Below are 13,389 nucleotides of genomic sequence, written 5' to 3' on the forward strand. Positions count from 1 at the left end.
AAAATGAAAATTCAAGGAAAAGTCTGTGTGGTCACGGGTGGTGCATCGGGTTTAGGCGCTGCGACTGCACAACATTTAGTTGCGCAAGGTGCAAAAGTTATTTTGGTTGATATGAATCAAGAACTTGGGCAGCAGCTTCAACAGCAATTGGGCGAAAATGCAGACTTCGTAGCTGTAGACGTGACCGATGAAAACCAAGTACAGCAGCTTTTTAACCATATTGAGCAAAAATACGGACAGTTAAATGGCTTGGTGAATTGTGCAGGCATTGCACCGTCTGCCAAAGTCTTGGGACGTGATGGTTTGCATGATTTGGCAATGTTCCAAAAAGTGCTGAATATTAATGTCACGGGCAGTTTTAATATGATCCGTTTTGCGGCACAACTGATGGCGAAATATGACTTAGCCGCCGATGAAGAAGAGCGTGGTGTGATTGTGAATACTGCTTCGGTTGCAGCATTTGATGGGCAGATTGGACAAAGTGCGTATTCTGCATCGAAAGGTGCAATTGTGGGGATGACGCTGCCTTTGGCACGTGAATTGGCACGTGAAGCCATTCGGGTGATGACGATTGCCCCCGGTATTATGGAAACCCCGATGCTGAAAGCATTTCCACAGCATGTGCAAGATGCTTTAGGGCAAATGGTGCCATTTCCACCACGTTTGGCAAAGCCTGAAGAATTTGCGCAATTGGTGGGTCATATTTTTGAAAATGGTTATTTAAACGGTGAAGTGATTCGTTTGGATGGCGCAATTCGTATGCAACCGAAATAAGTTATGACGATGCTATATCCATAAAATAGCCTAAGCAAAAATTCAAGTATTGAAAAACTGGATACTAAAAAACCGTTGCAATACAGCACAAGGATGTTGCGCGCATTCCTGACAAAAACAACATCTACCATATAAACAGAGGGTCACCATGATTTTAAGCCATGAACAAAAAATGATTCAGGATATGCTGCGCAGTTATGCACAGGAAAAGCTTAAACCAACTGCAGCGGCACGTGATAAAACTGCTGAATTCCCTGCAAAGGAGTTAAAAGAACTGGGTGAGCTAGGTGCTTTGGGCATGACCGTTGCAGAAGAATGGGGCGGTGCAGGTTTAGATTATGTATCTCTCGTTTTAGCCTTAGAAGAAATTGCTGCGGGTGATGGTGCAATTTCAACGATTGTGAGTGTGCAAAACTCATTGCCATGCGGAATTACACAACGCTACGGCACAGAGGCGCAAAAACAAAAATATTTAACTAAACTGGCAACAGGCGAATGGTTAGGCTGCTTTTGTTTAACTGAACCACAAGTCGGCTCTGATGCCAGCGCGATTGAATGTAAAGCTGAAAAAGATGGCGAGGATTGGGTTTTAAATGGCACCAAGCAGTTTATCACCACAGGCAAATATGCAGATGTTGCTTTAGTTTTTGCTGTAACGGACAAAACTGCGGGTAAAAAAGGCATTTCCTGCTTTTTAGTCCCGACGAACACACCAGGTTATATCGTGGCACGTTTAGAAGACAAAATGGGACAGCACTGTTCCGATACCGCCACCATCGTGTTGGAAAACTGCCGTATTCCTGCAGAAAACCTATTGGGGCAAGAAGGTGAAGGCTACAAAATTGCACTCTCTAATTTAGAGTCGGGGCGTATTGGTATTGCCGCGCAATCGGTGGGTATGGCGCGAGCAGCTTTAGATGCAGCCGTGGACTATGCCAATGAGCGTAAAGCTTTTGGAGTTGAAATTGTGCAACATCAGGCAGTCGCGTTTCGCTTGGCAGATATGGCAACACAGATTGAAGCTGCACGACAGCTTATTCTACATGCCGCAAGCCTCAAAGATGCAGGCTTACCGTGTTTAAAAGAAGCATCTATGGCCAAGCTTTTTGCTTCAACCATGGCAGAGCGTGTGTGTTCAGATGCGATTCAAATACATGGGGGCTATGGCTATGTATCTGATTTCCCAGTTGAACGTATTTACCGCGATGTGCGCGTTAGCCAAATTTATGAAGGTGCATCCGATATTCAGCGTTTGGTGATTGCACGTGAAGTGACTAAGCGTTAAAGCTGAGTATCTAAAACTTTAGTCGGTGTCCAAAGCTTGCAAGGTTATTGCAGGATGTGGAAATTGAGAAAATGTTCAAATCATGTTTAGCTAACTTGATTGAAAAATACGCGAAGATCATGTCGTGATTGCGTTGCATGATCGACTTCAACACAGCAAACCTAATTTAAATTTTAAAGAGCGATTCAATCCTAACTTGTAAAAACGGTTAAAACAATAACGCATATTGCTGCAAATGAATTGCAGTGTCATCAGTTTAAGACGGAGCTTAAAAGAATGAAAACTTTGCAAGAGGCATATCAACAGTTTGATATTGAGCAACTGATTCAAACCCAATTGGCAGGAACGCCAACGGCACTTAATGCCTATGAAGAATGTTGCGGACGCTATACGGGTACTCAACAAACTGCCTTAATTTGGGAAGGCAAACACGGTCAAACTGCATCGTGGACATTTGATCAACTGGCAGAAGCATCTGGAAAATTGGCAAATTATTTTACTCAACTGGGCTTAAAAGCAGGTGATTGTATTGCAGGATTATTGCCGCGTACGCCTGAATTGTTAATTACGGTTTTTGCCACATGGCGCATTGGGGCAGTGTATCAGCCTTTATTTACAGCCTTTGAATCTAAAGCGATTGAGCACCGTATTCAAACTGCAAAGACGCAGCTCATTGTGACCAATACTGAGCAGCGTCCAAAACTAAATGCCTTGTCTAATGTGAAAATTTTAACTGTGGACGCAGCAAATCAAGCTCAAAATCATGATACAGATTTTTGGCAAGTTCTAAGCACTCAAGACACCTACTTTGAAACCGTGTATCGCAGTTTTGAAGATGATTTTCTGATGATGTTTACATCAGGCACTACGGGTTTAGCTAAATCTGTACCTGTGCCTTTAAAAGCCATTGTGGCATTTAAAGGTTATATGCAGCATGCAGTCGATTTAAGAGCAGAAGATTCATTTTGGAATTTAGCCGACCCTGGTTGGGCTTATGGCTTGTATTACGGTATTACAGGGCCACTGAGTTTGGGGCATAGCATTATTATGGATGAACGTCCATTTAGTGTTGATCATGCACTGGAAATTATCCGTAAATATCAGGTGAGTAATTTAACAGGTTCACCAACCGCATTTAGAATGTTCTTTGGTTTTAAAGAAAAGTTTGATGGTGATATTCAACGACATCTGCGTGTGGTTAGCAGTGCAGGCGAGCCGCTCACACCAGAAGTGATTCATTGGTTTAAGCATGATTTACAAGTCAATATTTATGATCAATATGGACAAACCGAATTGGGGATGGTGATTGCCAATCATCATGCACTGGAACATCAGAAAAAAGTAGGTTCTGCGGGTTATGCTATTCCCGGACATCGTTTCGCGGTTTTAAATGCACAGCATCAGGAAGTCGCTCACGGCGAAATTGGCACACTTGCACTGGATGAATCACAATCGCCTTTAATGTGGTTCAAAGGTTACGATGGGGATGACCGTAAATCATTTGTGGGACAGTATTATTTAACGGGTGATACGGTACGTTTAAATGAATTTGGTGGGATTGATTTTATTGGTCGTGCAGACGATGTCATTACAACTTCGGGTTATCGTGTCGGGCCTTTTGATGTAGAAAGTACTTTGCTTGAATGTGAGGAAGTGCTTGAATCCGCAGTAATTGGTAAGCCAGACCCAGAGCGTACAGAAGTGGTAAAAGCCTTTGTGGTGTTAAAAAATCAATATCAACCAAGCACTGCATTGCAGGAAAAGCTGCAACAGTATGTGCGTTCACGCTTATCGAAACATGCCTATCCTAAAGAAATTGAATTTGTCAGCAGTTTGCCTAAAACATCCAGTGGAAAAATTCAGCGTAATTTATTGAAGCAACAAGAAATTGCAAAACAAAATGCTTTTAAAAAAGTGAGCTAAATTCAGCCAATAGGCCCTGTTAATTATTGCGCCATAAGAAAAACGCCATTCATACAGATTGGCGTTTTTTTAAATCTGTATTCTTTATTTAAACCACCCGATTATGCAAGCACGAACTCAATCGATAGAAAATGTGTGCATCATATTGGTGATGTGATATTTTCAACTTTATGCTGACACAATGAACAAGGCTGCATGTACTTCGATTACGATAAAAGCATGTAGGCAGCGCAATACATATTGGGGGAGAACATCATGGTAACAGCTCATTTAAATTTCACGCAGCCGTCAAAGCGGATATTTACGAAGTCGATATGGATGGGCGCAGCTTTACTGTTGTGTGCCTCTGGCAGTTATGCACAAAACTGGAACCCAGCGCCAACTGCTGAAAGTACAGCCTATTCCAGCTATCCAGCAGCAAAAACGCCACAAAAAAATTATGCAGTCTTTGCCGAATACGCCAATTTTGAAGCAGATTTTGACAGTGGCGATACAGTAGAACTAGATGGTTTTGCTTTGGGTGTTTCCACCACGCCACATCGCTCAGGTTTTTATGGCAGATTGGAATTCTTAAAAAACAATGAATACGATTTGGATTATTATGAATTCAATATGGGCGGGAATTTAAACCTGATCAGCTATCATGGTTTTTATTTCAATACATACGCAGGTCTAGGTTATAGCGGCGCAAGTTCAAAGCTGCTTGCCAATGATGTCAATTTTGTCACTTTACCTGTGGGCGTAGAAGTCGGTTTGAACTTTGTTCCTGATTTCTCGATTTACGCCACTGCCGGTTATAAATGGTTATATGACAGCACCTCGAATACCACCTGTAAAGATGGGACAACCTCAGACAAAGTCGGGAATACGGTATGTTACTGGAATGGTGGAATTGCCTATTATAATGAATATATAGGCGATGCCGATGGCGTTACTTATAACGTAGGCATGCGGATGCACTTTTAAGCAAGTCGTTGCACATCTCCATCTGTTCAAATACGCAACAATTCAACCGCCGTCATGGCGGTTTGCTTTGAATACCCGTTATACTTGGCGTTTTGGTTTTGCAGAATAGGGCATTTTCTTGGAAAGCATATTCGATACTCAGTTGGAATTGAGCGATGCAGAAATGCATCTATATAGCCGACAAATTTTATTGGATGGCTGGGATATTGAAGCCCAAGAAAAATTAAAACTGGCCAACGTACTTGTTGTGGGGTGTGGCGGGATTGGCTGTTTAAGCGCAGAATTACTTGCACGTGCAGGCGTGGGAAAAATCACTCTGATTGATGCTGATGTGATTGAAACCAGTAATTTGCAACGACAAATCGCCTATACCCCCGCAGATTTAGGCTTTTATAAGGCCGAAATTCTCGCAAAAAGATTAATGCAAATTAATCCTTATATCGAGATTGTTTGTTTAACCACGCTGTTAGATGCGCAAAATGCAGGCACTTTAGTTGCCCAACAAGACCTAGTTTTAGATGGTTGTGATAATTTCAGTACCCGATATTTGGTCAATCAATATTGCCGACAATTGAATGTACCTTTACTCAGTGCCTCTGCCATTGGTTTTCAAGGGCAAATGTTCATGGTCGAAGGTGATTCTGCTTGCTATGAATGTCTGTTCCCGAAAGAACAACATGCCAATGAAAGTTTGCGCTGCGCTGACAGTGGCGTATTGGCAACCACTCCCAACGTCATGGCCAGTTTACAAGCGCATCATGCCTTATTGTACTTGGGTTTAGGCAACACCGCGCTGAAACAAAAGCTATTACTTTGGGATGGTTTAAGCATGAAACAACGCTTATTGTCGTTTGATCAAGACCACAACTGTCCAGTTTGTCAGGCAAGATAGCCTTTTTACTTGGCAATTTTTTGTTAAACTCTCACTACTTTAATATGACTCAGACATGATGAAAAATAATATCTGGTTAGATGGTTTACGTTCAGTTGCTCGCATGGGTGAAACTGCCGTAGTGGCAGCCAAAGCAGGCATTAAATATGCCACTGAAAAGCCAAGTAATGCCAAACTCATGCGCGAAACATTTGAATCTTTAGGTTCAACCTACATTAAACTTGGGCAGTTTATTGCCAGTACACCGTCATTGTTCCCACGTGAATATGTCGAAGAATTTCAAGGTTGTTTAGACCAAACTCCAACTTTACCGTTTAGCTATGTACAGCAAGTATTGGCATCTGAATTTGCAGGGCGCAATTTAGATGAAATATTTGCCTCAATAGATGAAAAGCCTTTAGCTTCAGCATCTATCGCACAAGTACATGCTGCAAAATTGGTGAGTGGCGAAGATGTAGTGATTAAAGTGCAAAAACCGGGTGTAGAAACCATTCTCTATACCGATTTAAACGTCTTGCACTGGGCGACTAAACTGCTCGAAAAAGCTGTACCTAAAGTCAAATTTGCGTCATTGGCCGATATTGTCGAAGAAATCAAAACCCGTATGGTGCGTGAAGTCGACTTTATTGAAGAAGCACGTAACCTAGATGATTTTATTAATTATCTGAATTTAACCCAAAATACAAAAGCCACTGCACCTAAGGTCTATCATCAATATTCCACCCGTCGCGTATTGACCATGCAGCGTTTGTATGGCGTACCTTTGACCGATTTTGACGTGGTGAAACAAGTATCTAACGATCCATCGCAAGTGTTGATTACTGCCATGAATACATGGTTTGGTAGCTTGATGATGTGTAACAGTTTCCATGCCGATTTACACGCAGGCAACCTGATGTTGCTTGAAGATGGGCGTGTCGGCTTTATTGATTTTGGTATTGTTGGACAGCTGAATCCTGAAGTGTGGACTGCATGTATGGCTTTTATGGATGCTCTACAAAATACCAACTACACGCTTATGGCTGAAAATATGCTCAAAATGGGCATGACCGACAAGCAAATTGATACTCAGGTTTTGGCAGCAGATTTAGAGCGTTTATTTAGTGGCGTATTGCTGGCCGATCCTCAAGAGTTGCTGACTTCTAACCCTGCCGATTTAAATGACATTATGCTCGATATGGTTGCTGTGGGTGAGCGTCATGGGATTCGTTTCCCGCGTGACTTTGCTTTACTGTTCAAGCAAATGCTGTACTTTGACCGTTTCATGCGCGTTTTAGCACCTTATACCGATATTTATGCCGATCAACGATTGCAGATGGTACAAAGCATTGATCCGAATTTGTTGTTAAAGCATTAATTATCCATATTGGGCGAATCAAGCCTTCTGGTTGCATGTTTTAAAGCCACCGATCTTTTGTTTTATGAGTTCAGTGTGGCTTTAAAATACGGCAAATATCCCTTTCAATAGACAGAGATAGAAGGATTTAAAATGAAATATAGAGTGTGGTCATGGATGCAATTATCATTGAAGGCTTAAAGGTAGAAACAGTCGTCGGCTGTTTTGCATGGGAGCGTCAAATTCAACAACCACTCATGTTGGATTTGATCATTGCCACCAATTTAAGCCAAGCTGCAGCTTCAGATGAGTTGCAAGACACGCTCAATTATGCAGAAATTTGCAGCATTTCAGCGCAAGTGATTCAGCAGGCTGCACCCAAATTGATTGAGCATGCAGCACAATTGGTATTGGATGCACTTTTTACGACTTTTGCCGCAGTTGAATCCATTACCATCACCATTCGCAAACCTGCCATTATTCCAGAAGCCAATTCTGTAGGAATTCGTCTTGAACGCCACCGAAACGATTTTTGCTCTCGCTTTGGCGAGTAACTGCGAAGCACCACGTCAGTTTAAAAGTGCCTATCAGCAAATTGCTGCATTGGGTGAAGTGCAATTTTCGCATATTTATCTGATTCCATGCCGTGATGGGATTGGTGCAGACTATTGGAATTCTGCTTGTTTGCTAAAAAGCCGTTTAAGCTTTGAGCATCTAAACGTCATCCTTAAGGAATTGGAAGTTGCAGCAGGGCGTGTGCGCCCATCGCATGACATTCCGCTGGATATTGATATTATTGCGTGGGGTGAAAATTTAGCTCAAATGCAATTCAATCCGAAAAAAATGCCACTTGCTTTAGATGTTAAAATTCCAATGTGGGATATTTGGCAAGATGAGGCTTTTGTGCATTCTGCGCATGACTATCCCATTGTGAGTTGTGAAGAGTAAATCAGCCAGTAAAATTGGCAGATCAGTGATGCATTTTTAAATTTTGGTTGTGAAACGTGATCTGATTTCGGCTTACATCATTGTGTCATATCTTGCTGATATGTTTGTATGAAAAACCATCAAAAATAATATTTTTCTGTATTTATACGGCTTTGCACTTAAAAACTATCCACAAAATCTGCGGATAAATCTTGGGATAACTCAAAATCGGCTCTTTCTCTGTTATTTTTTGATCGTTTTAATTGAGCTATTTTTCTATTTGTTGGCATAAAAAAACGCCCACAATCGTGAGCGTTTAAGTGTTATCAATTCATTAAATATAATAACTGGTCTTGGTCATGAGTTTGGAAATCGCAGTCATGGTCAAACGTACAGGTACAGGCAAATCTACACCACCTGCTTTGAGCGCCGTATCGCGATGATGCAATTCATCTTCATTCATTTGGACTAGAATTTTACGTGAACGATCATCTTGTTCAGGCAATTGGCTAATATGATGTTCTAAATGCAAGCTGACTTGACGTTCAGTTTCTGCCACAAAACCCAAACTGTATTTATCGCCCGCAATACCTGCAATTGCACCCATCCCAAAAGACAAGCCATACCATACAGGATTAAGCAAACTGGTGTGACTGTCTAACTCTTTTAAGCGGTCTTCGCACCACGCCAAATGGTCTTGTTCTTCAATTGCAGCCTGTTCCATTTCACGACGTACATTGGGCAATTTCGCAGTTAAAGCCTGACCGTGATATAAGGCTTGTGCACAGACTTCACCACTATGGTTTACTCGCATTAAGCCTGCAACATGACGTGCTTCACTCACAGCCAATTTGGTTTCAACCGTATTGCCCGGGTTTTCACGTTGAGCCGAAGTTGTGCCAGGTACTAAACTACGTAAGGCTTGGTCAAATGAATGAATAAACTTGTCGATGCCTGTGTAATGACGCATGAAATTAATCCTCCAAAGAGTCCTGTGCAGTATCTAACATTGGCTTGAGCTTTAACAAGAGCCAAAAGGTGAAAACAGCACTTAAAACAGCCGTAATACTAAATAAAATTTTTAAATCAATTTTTAAAATGCTTAAAATTAAAATCGAAAAAATGGCAGATGACACCATAAATACCGCATTTAAAATATTGTTGGCTGCGACCACACGTGCGCGGTGCGAGCGAGGGGAATAGGCTTGCATCATGGCATACAAGGGCACAATGTAAAAACCGCCACTAATGCCCAGTAAAGTGACTGCACACATGACATGATAATAACTCCAGCCTTGCTGAAAGACTTCGGCTAAGCCCAGTAGTGCGCCTGTTTTTTCTGGTACAAAAGCCAATGTGCCTGCCAAATAAAAAGCAAAGACGGTTAAACCGACTGCGCCAATAGGCACCATTTTAATATTGACCTCGGTACCGCCTATTTTACGGCAGAGCAAAGAACCTACGCCAATACCGACAGAAAAGAGTGTCAGTAATAAACTCACCACATTTTCAGAAGCATGCAAGTTTTGTTGAGTGAGTTGTGGAATTTGGGTTAAATACGTTGCCCCATAAAACCAATACCAAGAGTTTCCAAGTAAGATCAAAAAAATCATCGGCAGGCTTTTGGCATATTTTAAAGTCTGGAAACTGGTGCGGAAAAAATTCCAGTCAATTTGAATGTCGGGTGCCGTGACGCGCTGCGTCAGCACAAAACGACTTGAGGCATAACCAATTAGTGCAATAATCACCACAGTTAAGCTAATCCAGACTAAATTGCCTGCAGATACTGAAATCACTGCACCGCCTAAAATCATCCCCAATAAAATTGCAATGGATGTACCTGACTGGAAAATTGCATTGCCCGACATCAGTTCATGCGGTTTGAGTACTTCAGGCAAAATGGCATATTTGATTGGGCCAAAAAAGGTCGATTGTGCGCCCATTAAAAATAAGGCAATCAGCAATAGCCACAAATTTCCTAAAATAAAACCAACGGTACCAATCAGCATGATGACAATTTCAAGCAGTTTGATGGCACGCACCAATTGGGCACGTTCATACTTGTCTGCTAATTGTCCTGCGGTGGCAGAAAAAATAAAATACGGCAAAATAAACAACAAGGCTGCTAAATTATTCAAGGTGCTGACATTTGCAGATTGCTGGCTAATCAGACCATAGGTAAAGACTAAAAGCAGCGCTTGTTTATACACGTTATCATTGAGTGCGCCAAAAAATTGAGTGAGAAACGTCGGCAAAAAGCGACGACTCCTCAACAAATGTTCATTTTTTTCCATGCGTGATTAACTTCGTTTAGTTTTATTAAGAAATGTGACCGCTTGATATAATAGTACAGAAAATCATGTATGATGTTTCAAGTCTTTTCACTGATGAAAAAATCAAATAAATTGGTGTTTGTACGCGGGTTCATTGGGGTTTTTCCATAAAAATTAAATCAGTTTAGAGTTTTTTATGCTTGTAAATACAAACTTTAAAAAATCAGTACTGTGTTCCAGTATGCATGCAATTTTATGCTGGAATATGCCGAAAAAGCTCGGACTAAGTCTGTTTTTAGGTTTAGTTGCATCTTCAAGTTTTGCAGAAAGTCTTACTGTACCCAATTCAAACGCTCAGCTTGCTGAAAATCCTGTACCGCTACAGACTCCAACTGCAGAAGAAGCACAAAATTTAGCTGCAGAAATTAAACAACTGGCAGCAGCACAAGGTAAAGACAGTGCCCAAGATCTACAAAAAATAGAAGAAGCTTTAGAGCAAGCGCAAACACCTGAATTTAATAGTCTAGAAATGCTGCAACAGCAACAACAGGCAGGGGCATCTTTTGCTGAATTTCAGCCTATCGAATTTGAAGACTTAGAAGATTTACCCATTGCACCTGTAGATCAGGGGCTTGCCAATGAAATTTTTCAGGTGGCAGAACAAGCCAAACAAGAAGCGATGCTAGACCGCAATGGTCAAGTGCCAGAAACGTTGGTTAAAGACGCAACACAGCAGGAGCTACTGCAAATTGATCAAGCACCTGTAAATGTCGATCAGCTCATAACCAATATTCAGGCAGACAGTAATTTTGTAGTGGAAGCCAATCCTAACGATACCTTAATGGCTGAATTGGGCTGGATGACGCAGGTGGAAAATGCCGATAAACCCGGTTTTTTCAGACGTTTACTGTATAAAGTCCGTCCACCGCGTGAGCTAAATACAGCCAAAGTGCCGCGTATTAGTGCAGATGTGGTCATTACCGCAAATGGTGTCAATGGTACACAAAACTCAATTGGAGAGGTATCGCCCGATGCTTATCGTACAGCGGTAGATCAGTTAAGTGCCAATATTAAGGCCAAACTGTCCAGTTTTACCCAGGAGTCTTTTGCAGATTTTCCATCGGCATTGCCGCAACTGCGTACATTGTCAAATCAGGCTGCGCAGGCGGTGGGTTTTTATAATGCCGAGTTTAAGTTTGAAAAACTCAGTGATAGCCGCGTGCGTGTGCAGGTTGTGCCAAATCCACCTGTGGCGATTAAACAGCAAAATATTGAATTTACAGGTGAAGGACAATACGAGGCACAATTTCAGGTTATTGGTGTCTTGCCTGATCAAGAAGTAGATGATGTGTTTAATCATGGTTTGTATGAGCAAACCAAAAAACGAATTACCGATGCCGCTTCAGATAACGGTTATTTTGACAGTTACTGGCGTTTGCATGACGTTAAAGTCGCTCAACCTCAAAATACAGCCGATATCAATTTACGTTATGAAACAGGCGAGCGTTATAAACTCGGAAATGTTGAATTTCGTATGAGCGATCCAAATCAAGAATTCCCTTTGGATATGGATATTCTGCAAAGTATGGTCACTTGGCAGGACAATGCTGACTATACTTTTTGGCGTGTAAATGGTTTGGCCAATAACCTCACCAACTCGCGTTATTTCAACTACACCTTAGTTGATACGATCCGTCCTGATCCTGTAGAGCATCCTTTGGAATTGCCACCTGATATTCAGGCTTTGGTCGATCAACAAAAAATCTCAGTTTACGATGCCACAGTCGTCGATCAAAAACGGGTGGCGTCATCTCAGGAAGTGACGCAATCTGTGGTGAACGAAGCTGAATTTGCTGGCACAGAAGAAGGTGCGAGCAACGATAAGCTGCGCATGCTACAAGCACAGCAAGAAGACAAACAATCAGAAGAAGAACGCTTAAAACAGCAAGCACGCATAGACAAAAAAATTCCTGTGATTGTGACTTTAAATGCAGACCGCTTAAATAGTGCCGAAGTCGGTGCAGGTTACGGAACTGACACAGGCGTGCGTTTGCGTGGGCAATATCGCCGTGCCATTGTCAATAAACGTGGTCACTCTTTCGATGCCAACTTAGAGCTTTCGCAAATTCGTCAAGCCATTGATGGACGTTATAATATTCCTTATAACCATCCCTTGAATGATTATGTCGCGTTGGTTGGCGGTTATGAGCGTGAAGAACGTGACGATGTTGCACAAGGTGGCGGCTTGATGATTGAATCTGCGGTTGCAGGTGTAGACCGTGTGATTAAAAACCCAATGGGCAGTTGGCAACATACTTTTGGCTTGCGTTATCGACTGGATCGCTTAACTGAAGATGGCACTGTATTTTTGGAAAAAGTGCCTGATGCGTTTATTGCCAATGGTGATGTCGAGCAACAATCGTTATTGCTTGGCTATGAAGTTTCACGTACCGACAGTAACCGTCGTGTTAACCCAAGCAAAGGTTTCCGCCAAATTTATAAAATAGAACTGGGGAGTGAATCACTGCTCAGCGATGCAGATTTAGCCATTCTAAATGCAGGTTGGCGTTTTATTTATTCATTGGGTGAAAATGACGATCATCAGTTTGTCGGACGCAGTGACTTAGGTTATATCTACACCGAAGATTTTAATAAAGTGCCTTATAATTTGCGTTATTTTACTGGTGGTGACCAGTCTTTACGTGGCTTTGACTACAAGTCTTTAACACCACAAATTGAAGGCTTTAAAATTGGAGGTCAGGCTTTGGCGGTTGGTTCATTAGAATATAACTTTCAATTTAAAGAGGGGTGGCGCGCAGCAGTATTTAGTGATTTTGGTAATGCTTACGATAAAGACTTTAGCAACGACACCGAATATAGCGTAGGTTTGGGGGTACGTTGGGCATCACCAATTGGCCCAATTCGGATTGATGTGGCTTCTGGTATTTCAGATGATAACCATCCAATCCGTTTACATTTCTTTATTGGCTCTCAACTATAAATTTAAGACTTA

The 13,389-nt window shown here is 41.8% G+C and carries 11 protein-coding genes; 9 read left to right on the plus strand and 2 right to left on the minus strand.

Annotated features, from left to right (window positions below; genetic code table 11):
* Nucleotides 1–3 precede the first annotated feature (3 nt).
* The 8 genes from FTU70_RS05365 to FTU70_RS05400 all read left to right on the plus strand — a co-directional run bounded on the left by FTU70_RS05365 (nt 4) and on the right by FTU70_RS05400 (nt 8,124).
* Nucleotides 4–774 carry a 3-hydroxyacyl-CoA dehydrogenase gene (locus tag FTU70_RS05365; RefSeq protein ID WP_004973201.1) on the plus strand — a complete coding sequence of 257 codons (771 nt, stop codon included), beginning with the start codon at nt 4–6 and terminating at the stop codon, nt 772–774.
* Nucleotides 775–922: 148 nt separating this feature from the next.
* Nucleotides 923–2,059 carry an acyl-CoA dehydrogenase family protein gene (locus FTU70_RS05370; RefSeq protein ID WP_004973203.1) on the plus strand — a complete coding sequence of 379 codons (1,137 nt, stop codon included), beginning with the start codon at nt 923–925 and terminating at the stop codon, nt 2,057–2,059.
* A 276-nt stretch (nt 2,060–2,335) separates the two neighbouring features.
* On the plus strand, nt 2,336–3,982 hold the full coding sequence (locus tag FTU70_RS05375) for an AMP-binding protein (RefSeq protein ID WP_131260808.1): 1,647 nt from the start codon (nt 2,336–2,338) through the stop codon (nt 3,980–3,982).
* Between the two features lie 255 nt (nt 3,983–4,237).
* Complete coding sequence (locus FTU70_RS05380) at nt 4,238–4,948, plus strand: hypothetical protein (protein WP_180060229.1); 711 nt, start codon at nt 4,238–4,240, stop codon at nt 4,946–4,948.
* A 163-nt stretch (nt 4,949–5,111) separates the two neighbouring features.
* The gene (locus FTU70_RS05385; RefSeq protein WP_096900943.1) at nt 5,112–5,840 is read left to right on the plus strand and encodes a HesA/MoeB/ThiF family protein; all 729 of its coding nucleotides are present in this window, start codon (nt 5,112–5,114) and stop codon (nt 5,838–5,840) included.
* Between the two features lie 58 nt (nt 5,841–5,898).
* The gene (locus tag FTU70_RS05390) at nt 5,899–7,197 is read left to right on the plus strand and encodes an AarF/ABC1/UbiB kinase family protein (RefSeq protein WP_026438367.1); all 1,299 of its coding nucleotides are present in this window, start codon (nt 5,899–5,901) and stop codon (nt 7,195–7,197) included.
* Nucleotides 7,198–7,349: 152 nt separating this feature from the next.
* The gene (folB, locus tag FTU70_RS05395) at nt 7,350–7,730 is read left to right on the plus strand and encodes a dihydroneopterin aldolase (protein ID WP_019838257.1); all 381 of its coding nucleotides are present in this window, start codon (nt 7,350–7,352) and stop codon (nt 7,728–7,730) included.
* A complete protein-coding gene (locus FTU70_RS05400; RefSeq protein ID WP_167846061.1) occupies nt 7,687–8,124 on the plus strand; it encodes a 2-amino-4-hydroxy-6-hydroxymethyldihydropteridine diphosphokinase in 438 nt (145 codons plus the stop codon). Before folB ends, FTU70_RS05400 begins: the two co-directional genes overlap by 44 nt.
* 313 nt (nt 8,125–8,437) lie before the next feature.
* Here FTU70_RS05400 and coq7 read toward each other — a convergent pair whose 3' ends face one another.
* Nucleotides 8,438–9,073 (minus strand): 2-polyprenyl-3-methyl-6-methoxy-1,4-benzoquinone monooxygenase, encoded by a 636-nt coding sequence (gene coq7 / locus FTU70_RS05405; protein ID WP_004973212.1) that lies wholly within the window; start codon nt 9,071–9,073, stop codon nt 8,438–8,440.
* A 4-nt stretch (nt 9,074–9,077) separates the two neighbouring features.
* Nucleotides 9,078–10,397 carry an MFS transporter gene (locus FTU70_RS05410; RefSeq protein WP_167846059.1) on the minus strand — a complete coding sequence of 440 codons (1,320 nt, stop codon included), beginning with the start codon at nt 10,395–10,397 and terminating at the stop codon, nt 9,078–9,080.
* Nucleotides 10,398–10,572: 175 nt separating this feature from the next.
* Between FTU70_RS05410 and FTU70_RS05415 the strand changes: the two genes are divergently transcribed.
* On the plus strand, nt 10,573–13,377 hold the full coding sequence (locus FTU70_RS05415; RefSeq protein WP_180060231.1) for an autotransporter assembly complex family protein: 2,805 nt from the start codon (nt 10,573–10,575) through the stop codon (nt 13,375–13,377).
* Nucleotides 13,378–13,389: the final 12 nt, after the last annotated feature.

Source organism: Acinetobacter sp. YH12135 (assembly GCF_013418565.1).
Lineage (GTDB): Bacteria > Pseudomonadota > Gammaproteobacteria > Pseudomonadales > Moraxellaceae > Acinetobacter > Acinetobacter towneri.